A 15148-nucleotide genomic window follows, 5' to 3' on the forward strand; every position below is an offset into this window, starting at 1 on the left:
AGGAAGGTGTTAAATTACTTGAGCCCACTGGAATTTTTGGTGGGTAAACGTGTGTCACTTATGTTGGCAATCTAGGATTGTCAATCTACACAGCCATCCGTGGCCTTATGAGATTTACTCTACAGTGACCGACTTGGCCAGGTTGCGCGGCTGGTCCACGTCGGTGCCCTTCAGCAGCGCTACATGATAACTGAGCAGCTGCAGAGGCACTGTGTACAGAATTGGGGCCAGGCTCCTGGGGCAGTCCGGCACCTCGATCAGGGTCATCCCCTCCTCGCTGGAAAAACCGGCTTCAGGGCTGGCAAACACAAACAATTGACCACCCCGTGCGCGCACTTCCTGCAGATTGGATTTGAGTTTTTCCAACAGGTCATTATTGGGGGCGACAACAATAACCGGCATGTCGCCATCCACCAGTGCCAATGGGCCATGCTTAAGTTCCCCGGCGGGGTAAGCCTCCGCATGAATGTAGGAAATTTCCTTGAGCTTCAGAGCGCCCTCGAGGGCGATAGGAAATTCAACACCGCGGCCGAGAAACAGCGCGTGGTTCTTCTCCGCGAAAGCTTCACTGGTGCGCTGCACCGTCTTATCCAGGCCGGCAAAGGCTTCCATCAACTGCGGCAACTGGCGCAGAGCGCCTACTAGCTCTGCCTCACGCTCAGCGGATAGACCATTGGTCTTGGCCAAGGCGAGGCAAAACAGCTGCAGGGCAACCAACTGAGTGGTAAAGGCCTTGGTGGAGGCCACCCCGATTTCCGGACCCGCTTCGGTCATCAGCGATAGCTCCGACTCGCGCACCAGAGAGCTGTTGGGCACATTACAAATGGTCATAAAGCCCAGGTAGCCGAGCTCCTTGGCCTGGCGCAACGCCGCCAGAGTATCTGCGGTCTCGCCAGACTGGGAAATAGTCACAAACAGGGTACCGGGACGCACTACCGTTTTGCGGTAGCGAATTTCGCTGGCCACTTCCACCGAGCAGGGGACTCCCGCCCACTCTTCGAGCCAATAGCGAGCAACCATACCCGCATGGTAGCTGGTGCCACAGGCGACAATTTGTACCTGCTTCACTTTGGGGAGAATTTCTAGGGCTCGAGCACCCAAAGCTTGAGGCAGTACCGAATGCTCACCAATTCGACCCGCCAAAGTGGCCGCCACCACCTCTGGCTGCTCGAAAATCTCCTTCTGCATATAGTGGCGGTAACGCCCCTTGTCGGCCACATCGTGGCCCCCATCCAGCTTATGCACCGGTCGGCTGACTTCCCCCCCCTGCTTATCGCGCACAGAAATACCGCCGCGGCGTACCTCCGCCACGTCGCCCTCTTCGAGGAAAATGAATCGATCGGTCACCTGGCGCAGCGCCATGGGATCTGAGGCGATAAAGTTCTCCTCGATACCAACCCCCAAAACCAGGGGGCTGCCCAAACGGGCACAGGCCAGCACATCCGGCTCCTCACTACTCACCACGGCAAGGGCATAGGCACCCTCGAGTATTTGCGTGGCTTTGCCCACTACGTCCACCAAGCTGGCACCTTCGCTACTCAGAGAGTGAATCAGGTGAACCACCACTTCGGTATCAGTATCCGAGGAGAACTGGTAGCCCTTGTCCTGTAACTCTGAGCGCAATGCCTGATGATTTTCGATAATCCCGTTGTGCACCAGGGCAATATGTCCGGACATGTGGGGATGGGCGTTATCGTCAGAGGGTACGCCATGAGTGGCCCAGCGGGTGTGGGCGATCCCCAAATGACCAGCGCTCGGCTGCTGCTGCAGTTTGGCCTCCAGGTCGGCGACCTTGCCCTGGCTCTTGCGTAGCTGCAACTGGCCATCATCACCGAGTAAGCAGACACCGGCTGAATCGTAACCGCGGTACTCGAGACGACGCAGGCCCTCGAGTAAAATACCTGTCACATTGCGCTGGGCCAGAGCCCCAACAATTCCACACATCTCGCTCTCCTTACAAATTCTTAAACTTTTTGTCTCGCCCTTGCTAGTCTTGGGCGCTCGAAGTTGGCGCGGCGCAGATAACTCGAACCCCTAGGTCTTGCAGTTGCTCGCGCGCACTCTCATCCAGTGCGGAATCCGTTACCAGCACATCGACTTGCGCCCAAGACAACTCCAGATTGGGTATGCGCCTGCCGACCTTGCTGGACTCCGCCAAAACCACCACTTCGCGGGCCACCTCCGCCATCACGCGGGAGAGGCCAATCTGCTCATTAAACGTACAGGTGCCGCGCTCAAGGTCTATGCCGTCAGCACCGATAAAGGCCCTGTCAAAGTCGTAATCTCGCAGTACCTGTTCCGCCACTTTGCCCTGAAAGGCCTCAAAATGGGGGTCCCAGGTGCCTCCGGTCATCAGCAGAGTCGGCTCGTTTTCCAGCTCCCGCAGGGCATTGGCTACGTTTAGGGAATTGGTCATCACTACCAACCCACGCTTGCGCTCCAGCTCGGGAATCATCGCCGCTGTAGTGCGGCCGTAGTCGATTACGATGCGGTGGTGATCCGGGATCAAAGCCGCCGCCGCGCGACTGATCGCGCGTTTTACCTCCGAAGGACCTTCCTCTACCACCAGTTCCCGCGGTACCGGTATGGCACCACCGCGGCGACGCAGTAGCAGGCCGTGGTTTTCCATCGCGGTGAGATCCTTTCGAATCGTAACCTCTGAAGTTTCGAACTGGCGTGCCAACTGCTCGACACTAGCTTCTCCCGCCTCGTTCAAAAGGCTCATAATGCCGTGTCGGCGGTGTTGTGTATTACGTTTCGACATAAATCTCTAAATTTCGTTTCGAAACTTAAAGATAGCAAAGTGAAATATAAGTTCCCACTGTAATTTCACTCAAACGCCAACTTGCCGTGCAAAATAGGGGGAGCAATCCGCGCTCAAGTGGAGAGTGCATGCAGCATCGCCCGGAGAAAACGCGCCAGCTCACCGCCGGTTACCGCGCGGTGATCGGCACTAATAGAAAGGGGTAAAAGTGGGCGCATCGCCGGCCAGCGGTCGATCACCACTACACCCTGGCAGACCCTGCCCGCACCGACGATTGCCACCGTTGGCGGCAGGACAACCGGAGTGGCATAGCGTCCGGCAATAGCACCAAAGTTGGACAATAGAATCGTGGCGCCCTGTAAATCGCTCTGGGCAATACCGGTTTCCCGAGCCTGGTGCTTGTAATCGGCCACCTGCGCCAGCAAGGCCTCATCCGTGTGTCCGGCCACATCCCTCAGCACAGGGACATATAAACCACGGGGGGAGTCCACCGCCAGGCCGATATTGACCGTCTCTTGAATCTTCAGCTGGTCATTCTCGTAAAGGGCATTCAGGGTAGGCTCAGCGGTACAGGCCAACTGCACGGCGCGAATCAACCGCAGCAGCGCCGGAGTACTGCCCCACCAGCTGGAGATATCCGCATCGTCACACAGGGTAATCTGCGCAACCTGATCCCTGGCGCGACTCATGGATAATCCCATCGCGCGTCGCGCGGGCGACATCACCGCCTCTACCCCGGCGGTTTTTTCCACACCCTGCACTGGTGGTGGCGATTTTTTTTCCTCTGCGCTTTTTTCTGTGACAGGTGTGGAGCCCACGGCAGCATGCACCTGGGCCGCGGTAACCAGGGATCCATCCGTGGAGAGCTTTTCCAGATCCACTCCCAGCCGGCGCGCCAATGCCCTGACTTTGGGTGTGGCGGGACGACGCCGACTTGGCGCAACTCGCTGCTCAGCCCCAAGTACAGCCTCTCCCTGCTCCAGCTTGCCCACAACCGTACCACTGTCCGATCGCGTCTGCGGTGGGGCGGTTTCTTTCACAGAGGGGTCTTCTGCAGAGACGCTATCGCCTGGAGAGATGGTTGTAGTGGAGTGCTCCGTGGCCGGTATCTCGTGATTGGCATCCTCCGCAGCAAAGCCCACCAGGGGCTCACCCACATTTACAGTTTGGTCTTGCGCCGCAAATAGCTTCTCAACCCGGCCTCCCCAGGGGGCCGGCACTTCCACCAAGGCCTTGGCCGTCTCCACAGTAACCAGGCTCTCGTGGGCAGCAATCGTATCGCCCTCGCTCACATGCCATTCACGCACCACCGCATCGGGCAGCCCCTCTCCGAGGTCTGGGAGAGTGAAAGTTTTCATGCCACCCCTCCATTCGCGTATTCGAGAACTTCCCGCACCGCCTTCATAATCCGCGGCACACCGGGTAAATAGGCATCCTCCAATTGGAAGTAGGGCATTACGGTATCGAATCCCGTGACTCTCTGTACCGGCGCCAGTAACAGATCGAAGGCATACTCATTGATCTGTGAGGCAACTTCTGCCCCCACACCACAAAAGCGCGCGGCCTCATGGATCAATACACAGCGGTGGGTCTTTTCCAGGGAGTCGATGATAGTGTGAATATCCAGGGGCTTTAGGGTGGCAAGATCTATTACCTCGGCCTCAATACCTTCCCTAGAGAGCTGCTCAGCGACCTGTAGGGCTTCCTTCAAGGAAGCTCCCCAGGCAACTAGTGTGATATCACGGCCCTCACGCAAAACAAATGCGCGATCCAGGGGGAGTGCTTCTCCACTATCGACAACTTCCTGGCGCACCGCGCGGTAGATGCGTTTGGGTTCGAGGAACATCACCGGGTCCGGATTTCTAATAGCGGCGAGCAGCAAGCCGTAAGCCCGCGCCGGAGAGGAGGGCACCACCAGACGCAAGCCGGGAATGTGGGCAAATAGCGCCTCAGTGCTCTCCGAGTGGTGTTCCGGTGCGTGGATACCACCGCCGTAGGGGGCCCGATATACGATGGGACAGGACAGGCGACCGCGGGTCCTGTTGCGATAGCGCCCAGCGTGACTGAGAATCTGATCCAGTGCCGGATAGATAAATCCCATAAACTGGAATTCCGCCACTGGCCGCAAACCCTGGGCGGCCATTCCGATAGCCATTCCGCCGATCATATTTTCCGCCAGCGGGGTATCCAATACCCGCTCCCGGCCAAACCGCGCCTGCAGACCATCCGTAGCGCGAAACACACCGCCATTCAGACCGACATCCTCACCAAATACGACCACTTTGGGATCTCTTTGCATCTCAAAGGCGAGTGCCTGGGTGACCGCTTCCACCAGGGTGATTTGCGCCATTAGCTGTCCCCCTGCAATTGCTGGTATTGCTCGACGAAGGCCTCGGGCAGTGTTTCATAAAGGTGATCGAAAATAGCCGTAGCTGTATCCCGCGGTGTTTGCCGATAGACGCGAACGGATTCCTCCAGGATCTCCTTCAGCTCCCGTTGCATAGCCTCTTCCCTGGCCTCTCCCCAAGCGCCGAGGGTCCCCAGGTAAGCTCTAAGCCGCCGCAACGGCTCTCTAGCCCAGGCCTCTTTGAGCTCCTCCGCGGGTTGGTAGCGGCTGGCGTCATCCGCCGTGGTGTGATCGCAAAGGCGATAACTCACCGCTTCAATCAATGAGGGGCCACCGCCGGCATGGGCCTGCTGCAAAGCCTCCGTCACCGCCTGATAAACGGCAATCACGTCGTTGCCATCCACCTGAAGGCTTGGTATGCCCGCAGCAATTGCTTTCTGTGCCAGGGTTCTGCATGCAGTCTGGCCGGAGCGGGATAGTGAGATGGCCCATTGATTGTTATTGATAACCACCACCAAAGGCAGTTTCCAATCCCCGGCCAAATTGATCGCCTCGTAGAAATCCCCCTTCGAGGTAGCGCCATCCCCACCACTGGTGACGGCTGCGCGCATCGGTTGATTCAACTGCTCGTGTTTGTATTTGAGCGCGAAGGCAACGCCGGCACCGTGCAGCATCTGCGTGGCGATGGGCACGCTCAGGGGCAGGTCCTCGCGGACATGGCAAAAATTCTGCCCGCGTTCGTCCCCGCCCCAAATGGTGTAAATTTCCTCTATTCGCACACCGCGCTCCAGGAGAGCACCGGTCTCGCGATAGTTGGGGCAATAGACATCCTCTTTGGCCATGGCGGCAGCGACACCCACACCGATGGCTTCCTGCCCCAAACTGGAAGGGTAGGTACCCAGCTGGCCGGTGCGCTGCATTTTTACCGCACGGTCATCCACCATGCGCGCAAGGGTCATCTGCCGATAGAGGGCCTCCAGAGTGTCCTGAGTGGCAAAATCTGGCAGAGCCTGGGTGGTTTGTCCCCGCTCATCCAGGTACTGCAAAGAGGCGATATCGAAGCTGGCGAGCAGCTGCATTCTGGGCTTGTGCATCGGGCCATTCCTTGTGTTCCCGAAGCGCAAGTTTAATGGAAAGAGGGTATCTCACCGGGCGAGAGGAGAGATATCCCGCCGGAATTCGATTTTCCAGCCGGAGTCCGGGGAAAACGAAAATTAATTCCGCTTTAAGGGGCGCTCCCAGCCGGTGATATTGCGCTGCTTGCCACGTGCTACCGCCAGCTCCTCGCTGCCCACTTCGCGAGTAATTGTGGAACCCGCGCCCACTGTCGCGCCACTGCCCACTTTGACCGGTGCCACCAGGGCGGTATTGGAACCAATAAATGCGCCGTTGCCGATTTCAGTAAGTGATTTATTCACACCATCGTAATTGCAGGTGATAGTACCGGCACCGATATTCACTGATTCCCCCAGGACTGAATCACCGACATAGGAAAGGTGGTTGATCTTACTGCCGATCCCCACTTTGGCATTTTTCGTTTCGACAAAATTACCCACCTTGGCGCCGTTCGCCAGCTCGGTACCTGGGCGCAGGCGTGCGAAGGGACCCACGCTACAGGCTTCGCCTATCTCGGCGCCTTCAATGACAGAGTTGGCCTCCACACGAGTGCCATCCGCCAAACGGCAGTTTTTTAGCAAACAGTTCGGACCTATTTGCACCCCCTTACCCAGGATGACACTTCCCTCAAAGATACAATTAATATCAATGGAGACATCGGTGTCGCATTCGAGGCTACCGCGGATGTCAATGCGCGCCGGATCGAGCAAAGTGACACCGGCATTCATCAGTGCTACGGCACGGGTATGCTGTAGGGCGCGCTCCATCTGCGCCTGCTGGGCACGGCTGTTCACGCCGGCCACTTCCAGGGTATCGCTGGCGCGCTCCCCGGTCACCGCGATCCCCTCCTGGACCGAGCGGGCAATGACATCGGTGAGATAGTATTCGCCCTGGGCGTTATCACAAGACAACTCCGGCAACCAGCGCGACAACAGATCCGCCGGCGCCGCCAGAATGCCGGTATTCACCTCGCGGATAGCCAGCGTATCGGCATCCGCATCCTTCTCTTCCACAATGGCTTCCACACGGCCCGTATCATCACGCACTATGCGCCCATACCCAGCCGGATTGGCCATTTCCACCGAGAGCAGGGCGGGGCCGTGATCCGCCGCCGACAGCAGGGACTGCAGAGTACCCGCTCTGACCAGAGGCACATCGCCATAGAGCACCAGCACTGTGGCGCCCTCGCGGAATTGTGGAATCGCCTGGGCCACAGCGTGGCCGGTACCCAGCTGTTCGGTCTGCTCCACAAATTTCACACCACTATCGGCAAAGCGTTCGCGCACCTGCTCGGCGCCGTGGCCAATCACCACGGTGATTTCAACGCCCTGTAGTTGCCGCGCCGTATCAATCACGTGCCCCAACATGGGAATTCCGCCAATCGGGTGCAGCACTTTGGGCAGGTCGGAGCGCATGCGAGAGCCTTTGCCCGCGGCCAGAATCACAACGTCGATAGTCATATTGGTTTGAAATCTCTCTAAAATCTCTAATTTGGGAACATTGTGGCCACTAGGCTGCGCTAACTCAACCCAACGTAACAGCTTGTCGCCCAACCCATTGTGATTGCCGCCGGGCTCTGATCCCGGTAATTTACCCTCCTGTAAACCCATAAGCAGCCCACAACAACAGAACAGTGAAAGCCACCGCAAAAAAGTGCGGTGGAGGGAAATTGTCTATGAACACAAACGCGCAACAAAAACCGCGGCGCCATCTGCTGGCACTCGCAGCCCTGGTGCTGTCTCTGCCTATGACAGTGGCAGCAGAAACCAATCGGGAACAGGAAGCTGTAGAAGAGAAGAAGGAAGAGCAATCCTGGGATATCAACAAGCCACCCTATGAATTCAAACCGATCCAGCTCGATACCCGCGAGACTACCTGGAGTAACCTGGATATCAGCCCAGACGGTAAAACCATTCTGTTCGATATGCTCGGCGATCTCTACACGGTGCCGGTAAGCGGCGGTGAGGCGGTGGCCCTGACCAATGAAATCGCCTGGAATATGCAGCCGCGCTTCAGCCCGGACGGCGAGACTATCGTATTTATCAGCGATCGCGATGGCGCCGACAATATCTGGCTGATGGACAGCAACGGGGAGAACCTGCGTCAGCTCACCACCGAAAAAGAAAACCTGCTGCACTCCCCCAATTGGAGTCCAGATGGCCAGTATTTGGTGGCGCGCAAAGGCTTTATGTCCGGGCGCAGTATCCCCGCCGGCGAGATCTGGATGTACCATTACGGTGGTGGCGAAGGACGCCAGCTCAAAGAGCGTATCGGTGGCGATATTGCCCAGAAGAACATCGCCGATCCGGCCTTCTCCCCCGATGGTCGCTACGTTTACTACTCCATCGACACCACCCCGGGTACGGTTTGGCAGTACAACAAAAACTCCACCCAGGAGATTTTTGCCATCAATCGCTACGACCTGCAGGACGGCGAAGAGGAGACCTTTATCTCCGGCCCCGGCGGCGCAGTGGCACCGGTACCCTCCCCAGATGGCAGCAAGCTGGCCTTCATCCGCCGCCAGGACAACCGGACCTCCCTGTTCCTGAAAGACCTGGATACCGGTCTGGAAACTCCAATCTATGCCGGCCTGGAGCGAGACCTGCAGGAAATCTTCGGCCCCCACGGTAACTATGTGCAGTACGACTGGATGCCCGATGGCGAGTCTCTGGTTGTTTGGACCGGCGGTAAATTCCTGCGCATCTCTGTTCACGGCGACAGCGTTGCGCCAATTGCGGCCCATGTGAAAGTCGAGAAGCAGGTGGCCGATGCGGTGCGCTTCCCGGTGGAAGTGGCCCCGGAAACCTTCGACGTGAGGATGATTCGCTGGGCGCAAAAGTCCCCCAACGGCCAACAGGTGGCTTTCCAGGCCCTGGGCAAGATTTATATCCAGGATATCGACAGCGGCGAGCGCCGCCGCCTGACCCGCCAAAACGATCACTTTGAGTTCTATCCCAGCTGGTCTCGCGATGGCCGCGAGATCACCTATGTCACCTGGGACGATCAAAAGCTCGGCCATGTGCGTGTGGTTTCCGCCCGCAGCGGTCGCGGCAAGAACATCACCAAGCAACCGGGCCTGTATGTGGAGCCCGCTTTCTCCCCCAGCGGCGACACCGTGGCTTACCGTCGCTTTACTGGCGGCTACCTGCTCAGTCCCGAGTACTCCCTGGAGCCGGGTATCTACCTGGCAGACGCCGGTGGTGACTGGCAGCGCCGGGTGGTGAAATCCGGTTATGAGCCTCACTTCGGTGCTACCGGTGAACGTATTTATTTCTCCGTATATGAGCCTGCCGACGGCGGCAAGCGTGTGCTGAAGAGTACCAATCTGGAAGGCAAGGACGAGCGCGAGCATCTGCACGGCGCCGAAATTACCTCTTTCCGTCTCTCTCCAGACGGCAGGTGGATCGCCTTTACCCAAGACTTCAAAGCCTATGTCGCACCCTTTATGCACACCGGCAAGTCCGAGGGGATAGGTCCCGACAGCAAGGCCGTCAAAGTCACCCAGGTATCCAAGCACGCGGGGGAAAACCTGCATTGGTCAGTGGATAGCCATGCTCTGGGCTGGGCTCATGGACCGAAGCTATTCGAGCGCGAATTGAAAGACGCCTTCAGTTTTATCAGCGGCGCACCCGAGGAGCTATCGGATACGGTTTCCGAAGGAGTTGATCTGAGTTTTGAACAGCAGTTTGACAACCAAGCGGGACTGGTCGCCCTGACCGGTGGCAGGGTTGTCACTATGCGCGATGCTGAGAATAACCGAGAAATTATCGAAGACGGTGTGGTTCTGTTTCGCGGCAACCGTATTGTGGCAGTGGGCCCCGCTGCCGAGGTAAAAATCCCCACAGAGGCGAAACGCATCGACGTGACTGGAAAAACTGTGCTGCCGGGCCTGATCGACGCCCATGCCCACGGTGCCCAAGGCCGCGAGGAAATTATCCCGCAACAAAACTGGAACCTGTTCTCCAGCCTGGCGTTCGGGGTAACCACGATTCACGACCCCTCCAATGACAGCAGTGAGATTTTCTCCGCGGCAGAAATGCAGAAAGCCGGCCTGATTACCGGACCGCGCATCTTCTCCACCGGCACCATCCTCTATGGCGCCAAGGGCCCAGGCTACAAAGCCAAGATCAACTCCCTGGAGGATGCCCAGTTTCACGTAAATCGCCTCAAGGAAATGGGTGCCATCTCGGTAAAAAGCTACAACCAGCCCCGCCGCGATCAGCGTCAACAGGTACTACAAGCGGCCCGCGAGGCCGGTATTATGGTGGTGCCCGAGGGTGGCGGTAAGTACCAGCACAATATGAATATGATTGTGGATGGGCACACCGGTATTGAGCACTCCCTACCCATCGCCAATGTCTACGGCGATGTGGAGCAATTGTGGAGCCAGACCCAGGTAGGTTATACCCCAACCTTCGTGGTGGCCTACGGCGGTCTCTGGGGTGAGGAATACTGGTATGACCGCACCGAAGTGTGGAAAAACGAACGCCTAACCCGCTTTACTCCCGACTTTATCGTCAATCCCCGTTCCATCCGCCGCCCCACGGCGCCGGATGCCCACTACAACCACTTCAACGTCGCGCGCCAGGCCAAGCAGCTACGCGACGAGGGCGTTACCGTGCATATCGGTGCCCACGGCCAGCGTGAAGGCCTGGGAGCGCACTGGGAAATGTGGATGATGGAGCAGGGCGGCTTTACCCCCTGGGAGGCCTTCCGCGCCGGCACCATCGACGGTGCACGCTACCTGGGCATGGATGGTGATATCGGCAGTATCGAGGCCGGCAAACTGGCAGACCTGATCGTGGTAGATGGCAATCCATTGGATAACCTGCGCCAATCCGAAAATATCACCTACACGGTGATCAATGGCCGCGTGTTCGAAGCAGAAACCATGAATGAGTTAGGTGCCGGCGAGCGAATGGCATTCTTCCACGAACGCCTGCCTATCAGTGCAATGCCAGCACCCACGGCAGAAGCGGTGCAAGAGAAAATGCAACGCCACCACTGGGTGCACTAAGCGCCTCTTACACAATATAGCTAGCAAGCTTTGTGCCCGGCGGTTAACGCCGGGCGCAACTTCCAAGATGCTCAACCACCAGGTGGCCAAAGCGATACAGCATCGATGATGTCCTCTAAAAAAAACACGCTCTACAGCGCCATTCCATCAAGGCAAGTTATTGGTGATATATCCATACTTTAACAAGCCTACGAACACCGCCCCTCCAATCGTATTACCCAGGGTGGCAATAACCTGAAAACGAATCACCTCAAGCAACCCCACACCAGCATCACCACCGATCCAGGCACTAAAAATTGCCACCGCGCCGGCAACACAATGAGGTAAACCACCGAAACCAATAACAAACGTCACCACGGTGATGACTGTAATTCGGCCAATAGTATCCGTACTCGATGAAACCAACCAACCCAGTAGCCCCATTAACCAACCGGCAAGAACCGCGCCGAGAAATAGTGCGCTATTGTTATCATCAATTAACTTCTGCCCGTAATAATCAAATCCTGACGTCACAATATTCTGACTAACTAACGCATAGCTCACCAATATTAGGGCGAACACAAAAGCGCCAATCATATTACCCAGGTAGATTAATCCCCAGATACGCCCCAAGTCCCGAATACGCTGTCTACCGTCGACCACCGGAAGAATTGCCAGTGTTGTGTGCTCGGTAAAAAGATCGGTACGCCCAATAATAACGAGGATAAATCCGATGGGATAACTCAGCGATAGCACCAAGTGCAAGGTGGACTTTTCTAACAACTCATGAAAATGGCTAAACAGCACCATCATCAGGAAAAAGCTAAAGCCGATCTCCAGCCCCGCAGCAATCGATGACAGCAAGAGCGAGCGGCTTTCGCGCTCATACTCATGCAGGCTGGCATCCATTTGCTCACGCAGGACTGCCCACTCGCTTTTTGGTCGGTCGCTATCACTACTCATTCAGTGCAATAAACTGGAAGTATCCACATCAAATTGAAGACAATTTTGCCGTTACAACCAGAATAGCTGCTTCGATTCCAGTACACCCCAAGAATAAAAAAGCCCTGTAAAACAGGGCGTTGGGATGGCGTCAGAGAGAGGTTCGACTACGCCTCATCAACCTCTTTCAAAAGGGCTTGATCCAGGGCATGAGCACGCTGGAAGGCCTCCCGCTGAGACAAGCGGGAAACATACTCCTGGAACTCTTCACGCTTTTCGATCGTGCCAAACTGTAAGCCCCAGCCAAGCTGAGCGCCGATGTATACATCGGCGGCAGTAAACCGGTCACCTACAATATAAGCACTGGATTTAATCACGCTGGAGAGAGCATCCAGTGCCAGTTGGTAGGTCCCGTAACCCAGCATTTCTTGCTTATCTTTGCCCGCGTCTTCACCAAAGATATTTTTATTCACTATCGCCGATTCCATCGGTCCTGCTGCAAAAAACATCCAGCGGTAGTACCTTGCTCTCTCATCATCACTTTTTGGGGCCAAATCGGAATCTGCAAATACCTCCGCTAGATAAACGCAAATCGCCGCACATTCAGTAATAATGCGATCTCCATGAACCAAAGTGGGTACCTTGCCCATTGGATTTAGCGATAAATAGTCAGCAGCTTTCATCGCTTCGCCGTACTCGAGCACCTCAGTGCGATACGGTACTCCCAACTCCTCCAGCATCCAACGTACTATGCATCCACGAGACTGCGGATTGGTATATAAAATCAAATTATCGGACATGATTCTCTCCCTGAAAATTGGAGCATATAGTTTAAGGAAATATGATTACTAATCGAGGGGTTAACATGCCAGAATATTTAATTAAGCAGCAACCAAGTTCAAGGGGAGTATTAATTTTTAACTTAAAACTTTATATCCACTCAGACAATTCCACAGTAATATAATCTGGCCCATCAATATAGACCAACTTTCGATTTAGATACTCCAGAATATTACTGCGAATACGAATACCATTTTTTTTCAAGTATTTTATGGATAACTCAATATTATCAACTCGAAAACAAAGATGGTTGTATCCAGGACGCGCCAGGTTAGCCAGACCTGGATCTGACTTTATCTTTGGGTCCTGAAAGTGTAAAAGTTGTATTTCAAATCTTGGTTCACACTCTTTCAAAACCATAGTCAGGTGATCCGCATTTAAATTCGGTATCATCATATAGTTGGCAACTTCTTCCCCAGAAATTATGTTATTCTTTATTAGTTCAAAACCCAATAATTTAAAAAAATTAACACTACTCTTAACATCAGTTACTGCAATAGTAACGTGATCAGGATTTTTTACCACCATCTCCTCCCAAAAAAATATTATCTATCTTTGGAGATAGATCTTCCTATTTTTTCATACTCACGCCGTAGTTCAGGAAAACTATCCACACCATAATAATGTTCAGAATCCCAGAAAAAACTTTTCCACTGAAATGGATAAATCAATTCTATTTTTGAATTTGCAATTGCAAAATTATATGCTTGCCTAGCCCTCAAGACCAATTCTGCCTGCTGTAAGTATCTGTAATTATGACTAGTAGTTTTAAATGCTCGTGGAATTAAATAATATTTAGCATTCATATGCTCGGTTTTCATTATTAATCTATTTACGATTTCACCCTGAAAATCAACTCCAACATAATGATCAACACCAAACAAATTAAAGTTTTCAGGGATAACCAACTGAAACCGAGGACGCTCTACTGTATAACTTGTAAATGTAATTGCCCGTTTTGCCTTGGGGAAATCTAACTTAAGAAAAGAGCCAATTTCTTCCAAATAAGCTTTCAGCTCATTATCAGGCAATAGAGATTTGTGAAATGGTTCATCAAGAGGATCAAATGCGTAAATAATATTTTTGTACGGCAACAATCCACGTTTTGCCCTTTGCCATCTTTCCTTATAATCTTCTCGCTTGCTTTTTTTCCCATCTCCCTCAAAAAAAACAGACCCAAGAGAAACCCAAATTTTAACTCCTAATTTTTCTGCTATCTCCATAAGATCCGTATCTTGATACCGGACACTTACAAAAGTAGAAAAATCTGCAACCTCCAGGATATCTTCTTCATCCAAACCTGATAAAAAAAAACCGAATTCCTTCAAATGACTTGGCACTCGGTTTTTTGAAGGAAGAATTCCCGATACAAATATATTCCCGGGAATCACCATTGGTTTTGTCTCTACCAATCCTTCTGCAGGCGTATAAATATGAGGTTGGGAATAACCATATGCATGCCAAAATAAAAAGGGAAGCGTCAGAAAGAAGGTAAAACTCCGAAGAGAAACCTGTGAAAAGCGAATAAAACTCATAAAACCACGCCACTGAAAAGGGAAACAATATTTGGCTAAACCAGCCAATACACAGTATAGAAAAGGCTTCAGTGCGGGTATTGAAGAGAAGGTGGGATGGGGAAAAATTTTTATAAGGAATAAAAAAAGCAGCCGAAGCTGCTTTTTTTTCGTAAACAATTCTTACCGAAGGGTAGGAACTGCTTACTTACCGGCTGCCTTGCGAATCGCCTGCAGGGTACGCAGACGCGCTTCGGCTTCAGCCAGTTGGGCAGAGATACGCGCATAGTCAACTTCAGACGGCGCCTTGTGCAGGGCGTGTTCCGCTTCTTCGCGGGCCTTCTGCGCGGCATCCTCATCGATTTCACGCTCGGCAACATCCGCGAGGATAGTCACCATGTTTGGCTGCACCTCGGCGTAGCCACCGCTGACGAACAGTACTTCCTCTTCACCACCGGGCTTGATGATGCGTACCGGACCGGGCTTCAGGGCGGTGAGCAGCTGTGCGTGGCCGTAGGAGAGACCCAGCTCACCTTCGATACCACTCACAATCACCATCTGCACCAGTCCGGAGAAGAGAGACTGCTCGGCGCTGACAATGTCACAATGTACTGTCATGGCCATAGTAT

12 protein-coding genes are annotated in these 15148 nt (G+C 54.3%); 1 reads left to right on the top strand and 11 read right to left on the bottom strand.

Annotated elements, in window-relative coordinates; all coding sequences use genetic code 11:
• Positions 1-114: 114 nt before the first annotated feature.
• The 6 genes from glmS to glmU all read right to left on the bottom strand — a co-directional run bounded on the left by glmS (position 115) and on the right by glmU (position 7687).
• Complete coding sequence (gene glmS / locus ACCI51_RS02120; RefSeq protein WP_371842438.1) at positions 115-1944, bottom strand: glutamine--fructose-6-phosphate transaminase (isomerizing); 1830 nt, start codon at positions 1942-1944, stop codon at positions 115-117.
• Between the two features lie 43 nt (positions 1945-1987).
• Entirely contained in the window at positions 1988-2764 is a 777-nt protein-coding gene (locus ACCI51_RS02125; RefSeq protein WP_371842439.1) for a DeoR/GlpR family DNA-binding transcription regulator, read from the bottom strand.
• A 113-nt stretch (positions 2765-2877) separates the two neighbouring features.
• Positions 2878-4122, bottom strand: coding sequence for a dihydrolipoamide acetyltransferase family protein (locus ACCI51_RS02130; protein WP_371842440.1), 1245 nt, complete (start codon positions 4120-4122; stop codon positions 2878-2880).
• Complete coding sequence (locus ACCI51_RS02135; RefSeq protein WP_371842441.1) at positions 4119-5114, bottom strand: alpha-ketoacid dehydrogenase subunit beta; 996 nt, start codon at positions 5112-5114, stop codon at positions 4119-4121. Before ACCI51_RS02135 ends, ACCI51_RS02130 begins: the two co-directional genes overlap by 4 nt.
• A complete protein-coding gene (pdhA, locus tag ACCI51_RS02140; protein ID WP_371842442.1) occupies positions 5114-6205 on the bottom strand; it encodes a pyruvate dehydrogenase (acetyl-transferring) E1 component subunit alpha in 1092 nt (363 codons plus the stop codon). Before pdhA ends, ACCI51_RS02135 begins: the two co-directional genes overlap by 1 nt.
• A gap of 120 nt (positions 6206-6325) precedes the next feature.
• The gene (gene glmU / locus ACCI51_RS02145; RefSeq protein ID WP_371842648.1) at positions 6326-7687 is read right to left on the bottom strand and encodes a bifunctional UDP-N-acetylglucosamine diphosphorylase/glucosamine-1-phosphate N-acetyltransferase GlmU; all 1362 of its coding nucleotides are present in this window, start codon (positions 7685-7687) and stop codon (positions 6326-6328) included.
• A gap of 215 nt (positions 7688-7902) precedes the next feature.
• On the opposite strand from glmU, the gene ACCI51_RS02150 reads away from it, so the two are divergent.
• A complete protein-coding gene (locus ACCI51_RS02150; protein WP_371842443.1) occupies positions 7903-11244 on the top strand; it encodes an amidohydrolase family protein in 3342 nt (1113 codons plus the stop codon).
• Positions 11245-11391: 147 nt separating this feature from the next.
• Here the strand turns inward: ACCI51_RS02150 and ACCI51_RS02155 are convergent, their stop codons facing one another.
• The 5 genes from ACCI51_RS02155 to ACCI51_RS02175 form a co-directional block, all read right to left on the bottom strand.
• Entirely contained in the window at positions 11392-12186 is a 795-nt protein-coding gene (locus ACCI51_RS02155; RefSeq protein ID WP_371842444.1) for a formate/nitrite transporter family protein, read from the bottom strand.
• Between the two features lie 146 nt (positions 12187-12332).
• Positions 12333-12965: a glutathione S-transferase family protein gene (locus tag ACCI51_RS02160; protein WP_371842445.1), complete on the bottom strand. Its 633-nt coding sequence runs from the start codon at positions 12963-12965 to the stop codon at positions 12333-12335.
• A gap of 130 nt (positions 12966-13095) precedes the next feature.
• Positions 13096-13533, bottom strand: a complete 438-nt coding sequence (locus ACCI51_RS02165) for a VOC family protein (RefSeq protein WP_371842446.1) — start codon at positions 13531-13533, stop codon at positions 13096-13098.
• A 17-nt stretch (positions 13534-13550) separates the two neighbouring features.
• The gene (locus ACCI51_RS02170; RefSeq protein WP_371842447.1) at positions 13551-14540 is read right to left on the bottom strand and encodes a hypothetical protein; all 990 of its coding nucleotides are present in this window, start codon (positions 14538-14540) and stop codon (positions 13551-13553) included.
• 183 nt (positions 14541-14723) lie between these two features.
• Positions 14724-15143: a F0F1 ATP synthase subunit epsilon gene (locus ACCI51_RS02175; protein ID WP_299583956.1), complete on the bottom strand. Its 420-nt coding sequence runs from the start codon at positions 15141-15143 to the stop codon at positions 14724-14726.
• Between the last annotated feature and the right edge of the window lie 5 nt (positions 15144-15148).

The sequence above is a fragment of the Microbulbifer echini genome, from assembly GCF_041447225.1.
GTDB classification, from domain to species: domain Bacteria; phylum Pseudomonadota; class Gammaproteobacteria; order Pseudomonadales; family Cellvibrionaceae; genus Microbulbifer; species Microbulbifer echini.

Bases quoted from the DNA above. Each gene is read 5' to 3' on its own strand.
- glmS (WP_371842438.1), bottom strand. From the start codon at position 1,944: ATGTGTGGAATTGTTGGGGCTCTGGCCCAGCGCAATGTGACAGGTATT.
- ACCI51_RS02125 (WP_371842439.1), bottom strand. From the start codon at position 2,764: ATGTCGAAACGTAATACACAACACCGCCGACACGGCATTATGAGCCTT.
- ACCI51_RS02130 (WP_371842440.1), bottom strand. From the start codon at position 4,122: ATGAAAACTTTCACTCTCCCAGACCTCGGAGAGGGGCTGCCCGATGCG.
- ACCI51_RS02135 (WP_371842441.1), bottom strand. From the start codon at position 5,114: ATGGCGCAAATCACCCTGGTGGAAGCGGTCACCCAGGCACTCGCCTTT.
- pdhA (WP_371842442.1), bottom strand. From the start codon at position 6,205: ATGCACAAGCCCAGAATGCAGCTGCTCGCCAGCTTCGATATCGCCTCT.
- glmU (WP_371842648.1), bottom strand. From the start codon at position 7,687: ATGACTATCGACGTTGTGATTCTGGCCGCGGGCAAAGGCTCTCGCATG.
- ACCI51_RS02150 (WP_371842443.1), top strand. From the start codon at position 7,903: ATGAACACAAACGCGCAACAAAAACCGCGGCGCCATCTGCTGGCACTC.
- ACCI51_RS02155 (WP_371842444.1), bottom strand. From the start codon at position 12,186: ATGAGTAGTGATAGCGACCGACCAAAAAGCGAGTGGGCAGTCCTGCGT.
- ACCI51_RS02160 (WP_371842445.1), bottom strand. From the start codon at position 12,965: ATGTCCGATAATTTGATTTTATATACCAATCCGCAGTCTCGTGGATGC.
- ACCI51_RS02165 (WP_371842446.1), bottom strand. From the start codon at position 13,533: ATGGTGGTAAAAAATCCTGATCACGTTACTATTGCAGTAACTGATGTT.
- ACCI51_RS02170 (WP_371842447.1), bottom strand. From the start codon at position 14,540: ATGAGTTTTATTCGCTTTTCACAGGTTTCTCTTCGGAGTTTTACCTTC.
- ACCI51_RS02175 (WP_299583956.1), bottom strand. From the start codon at position 15,143: ATGGCCATGACAGTACATTGTGACATTGTCAGCGCCGAGCAGTCTCTC.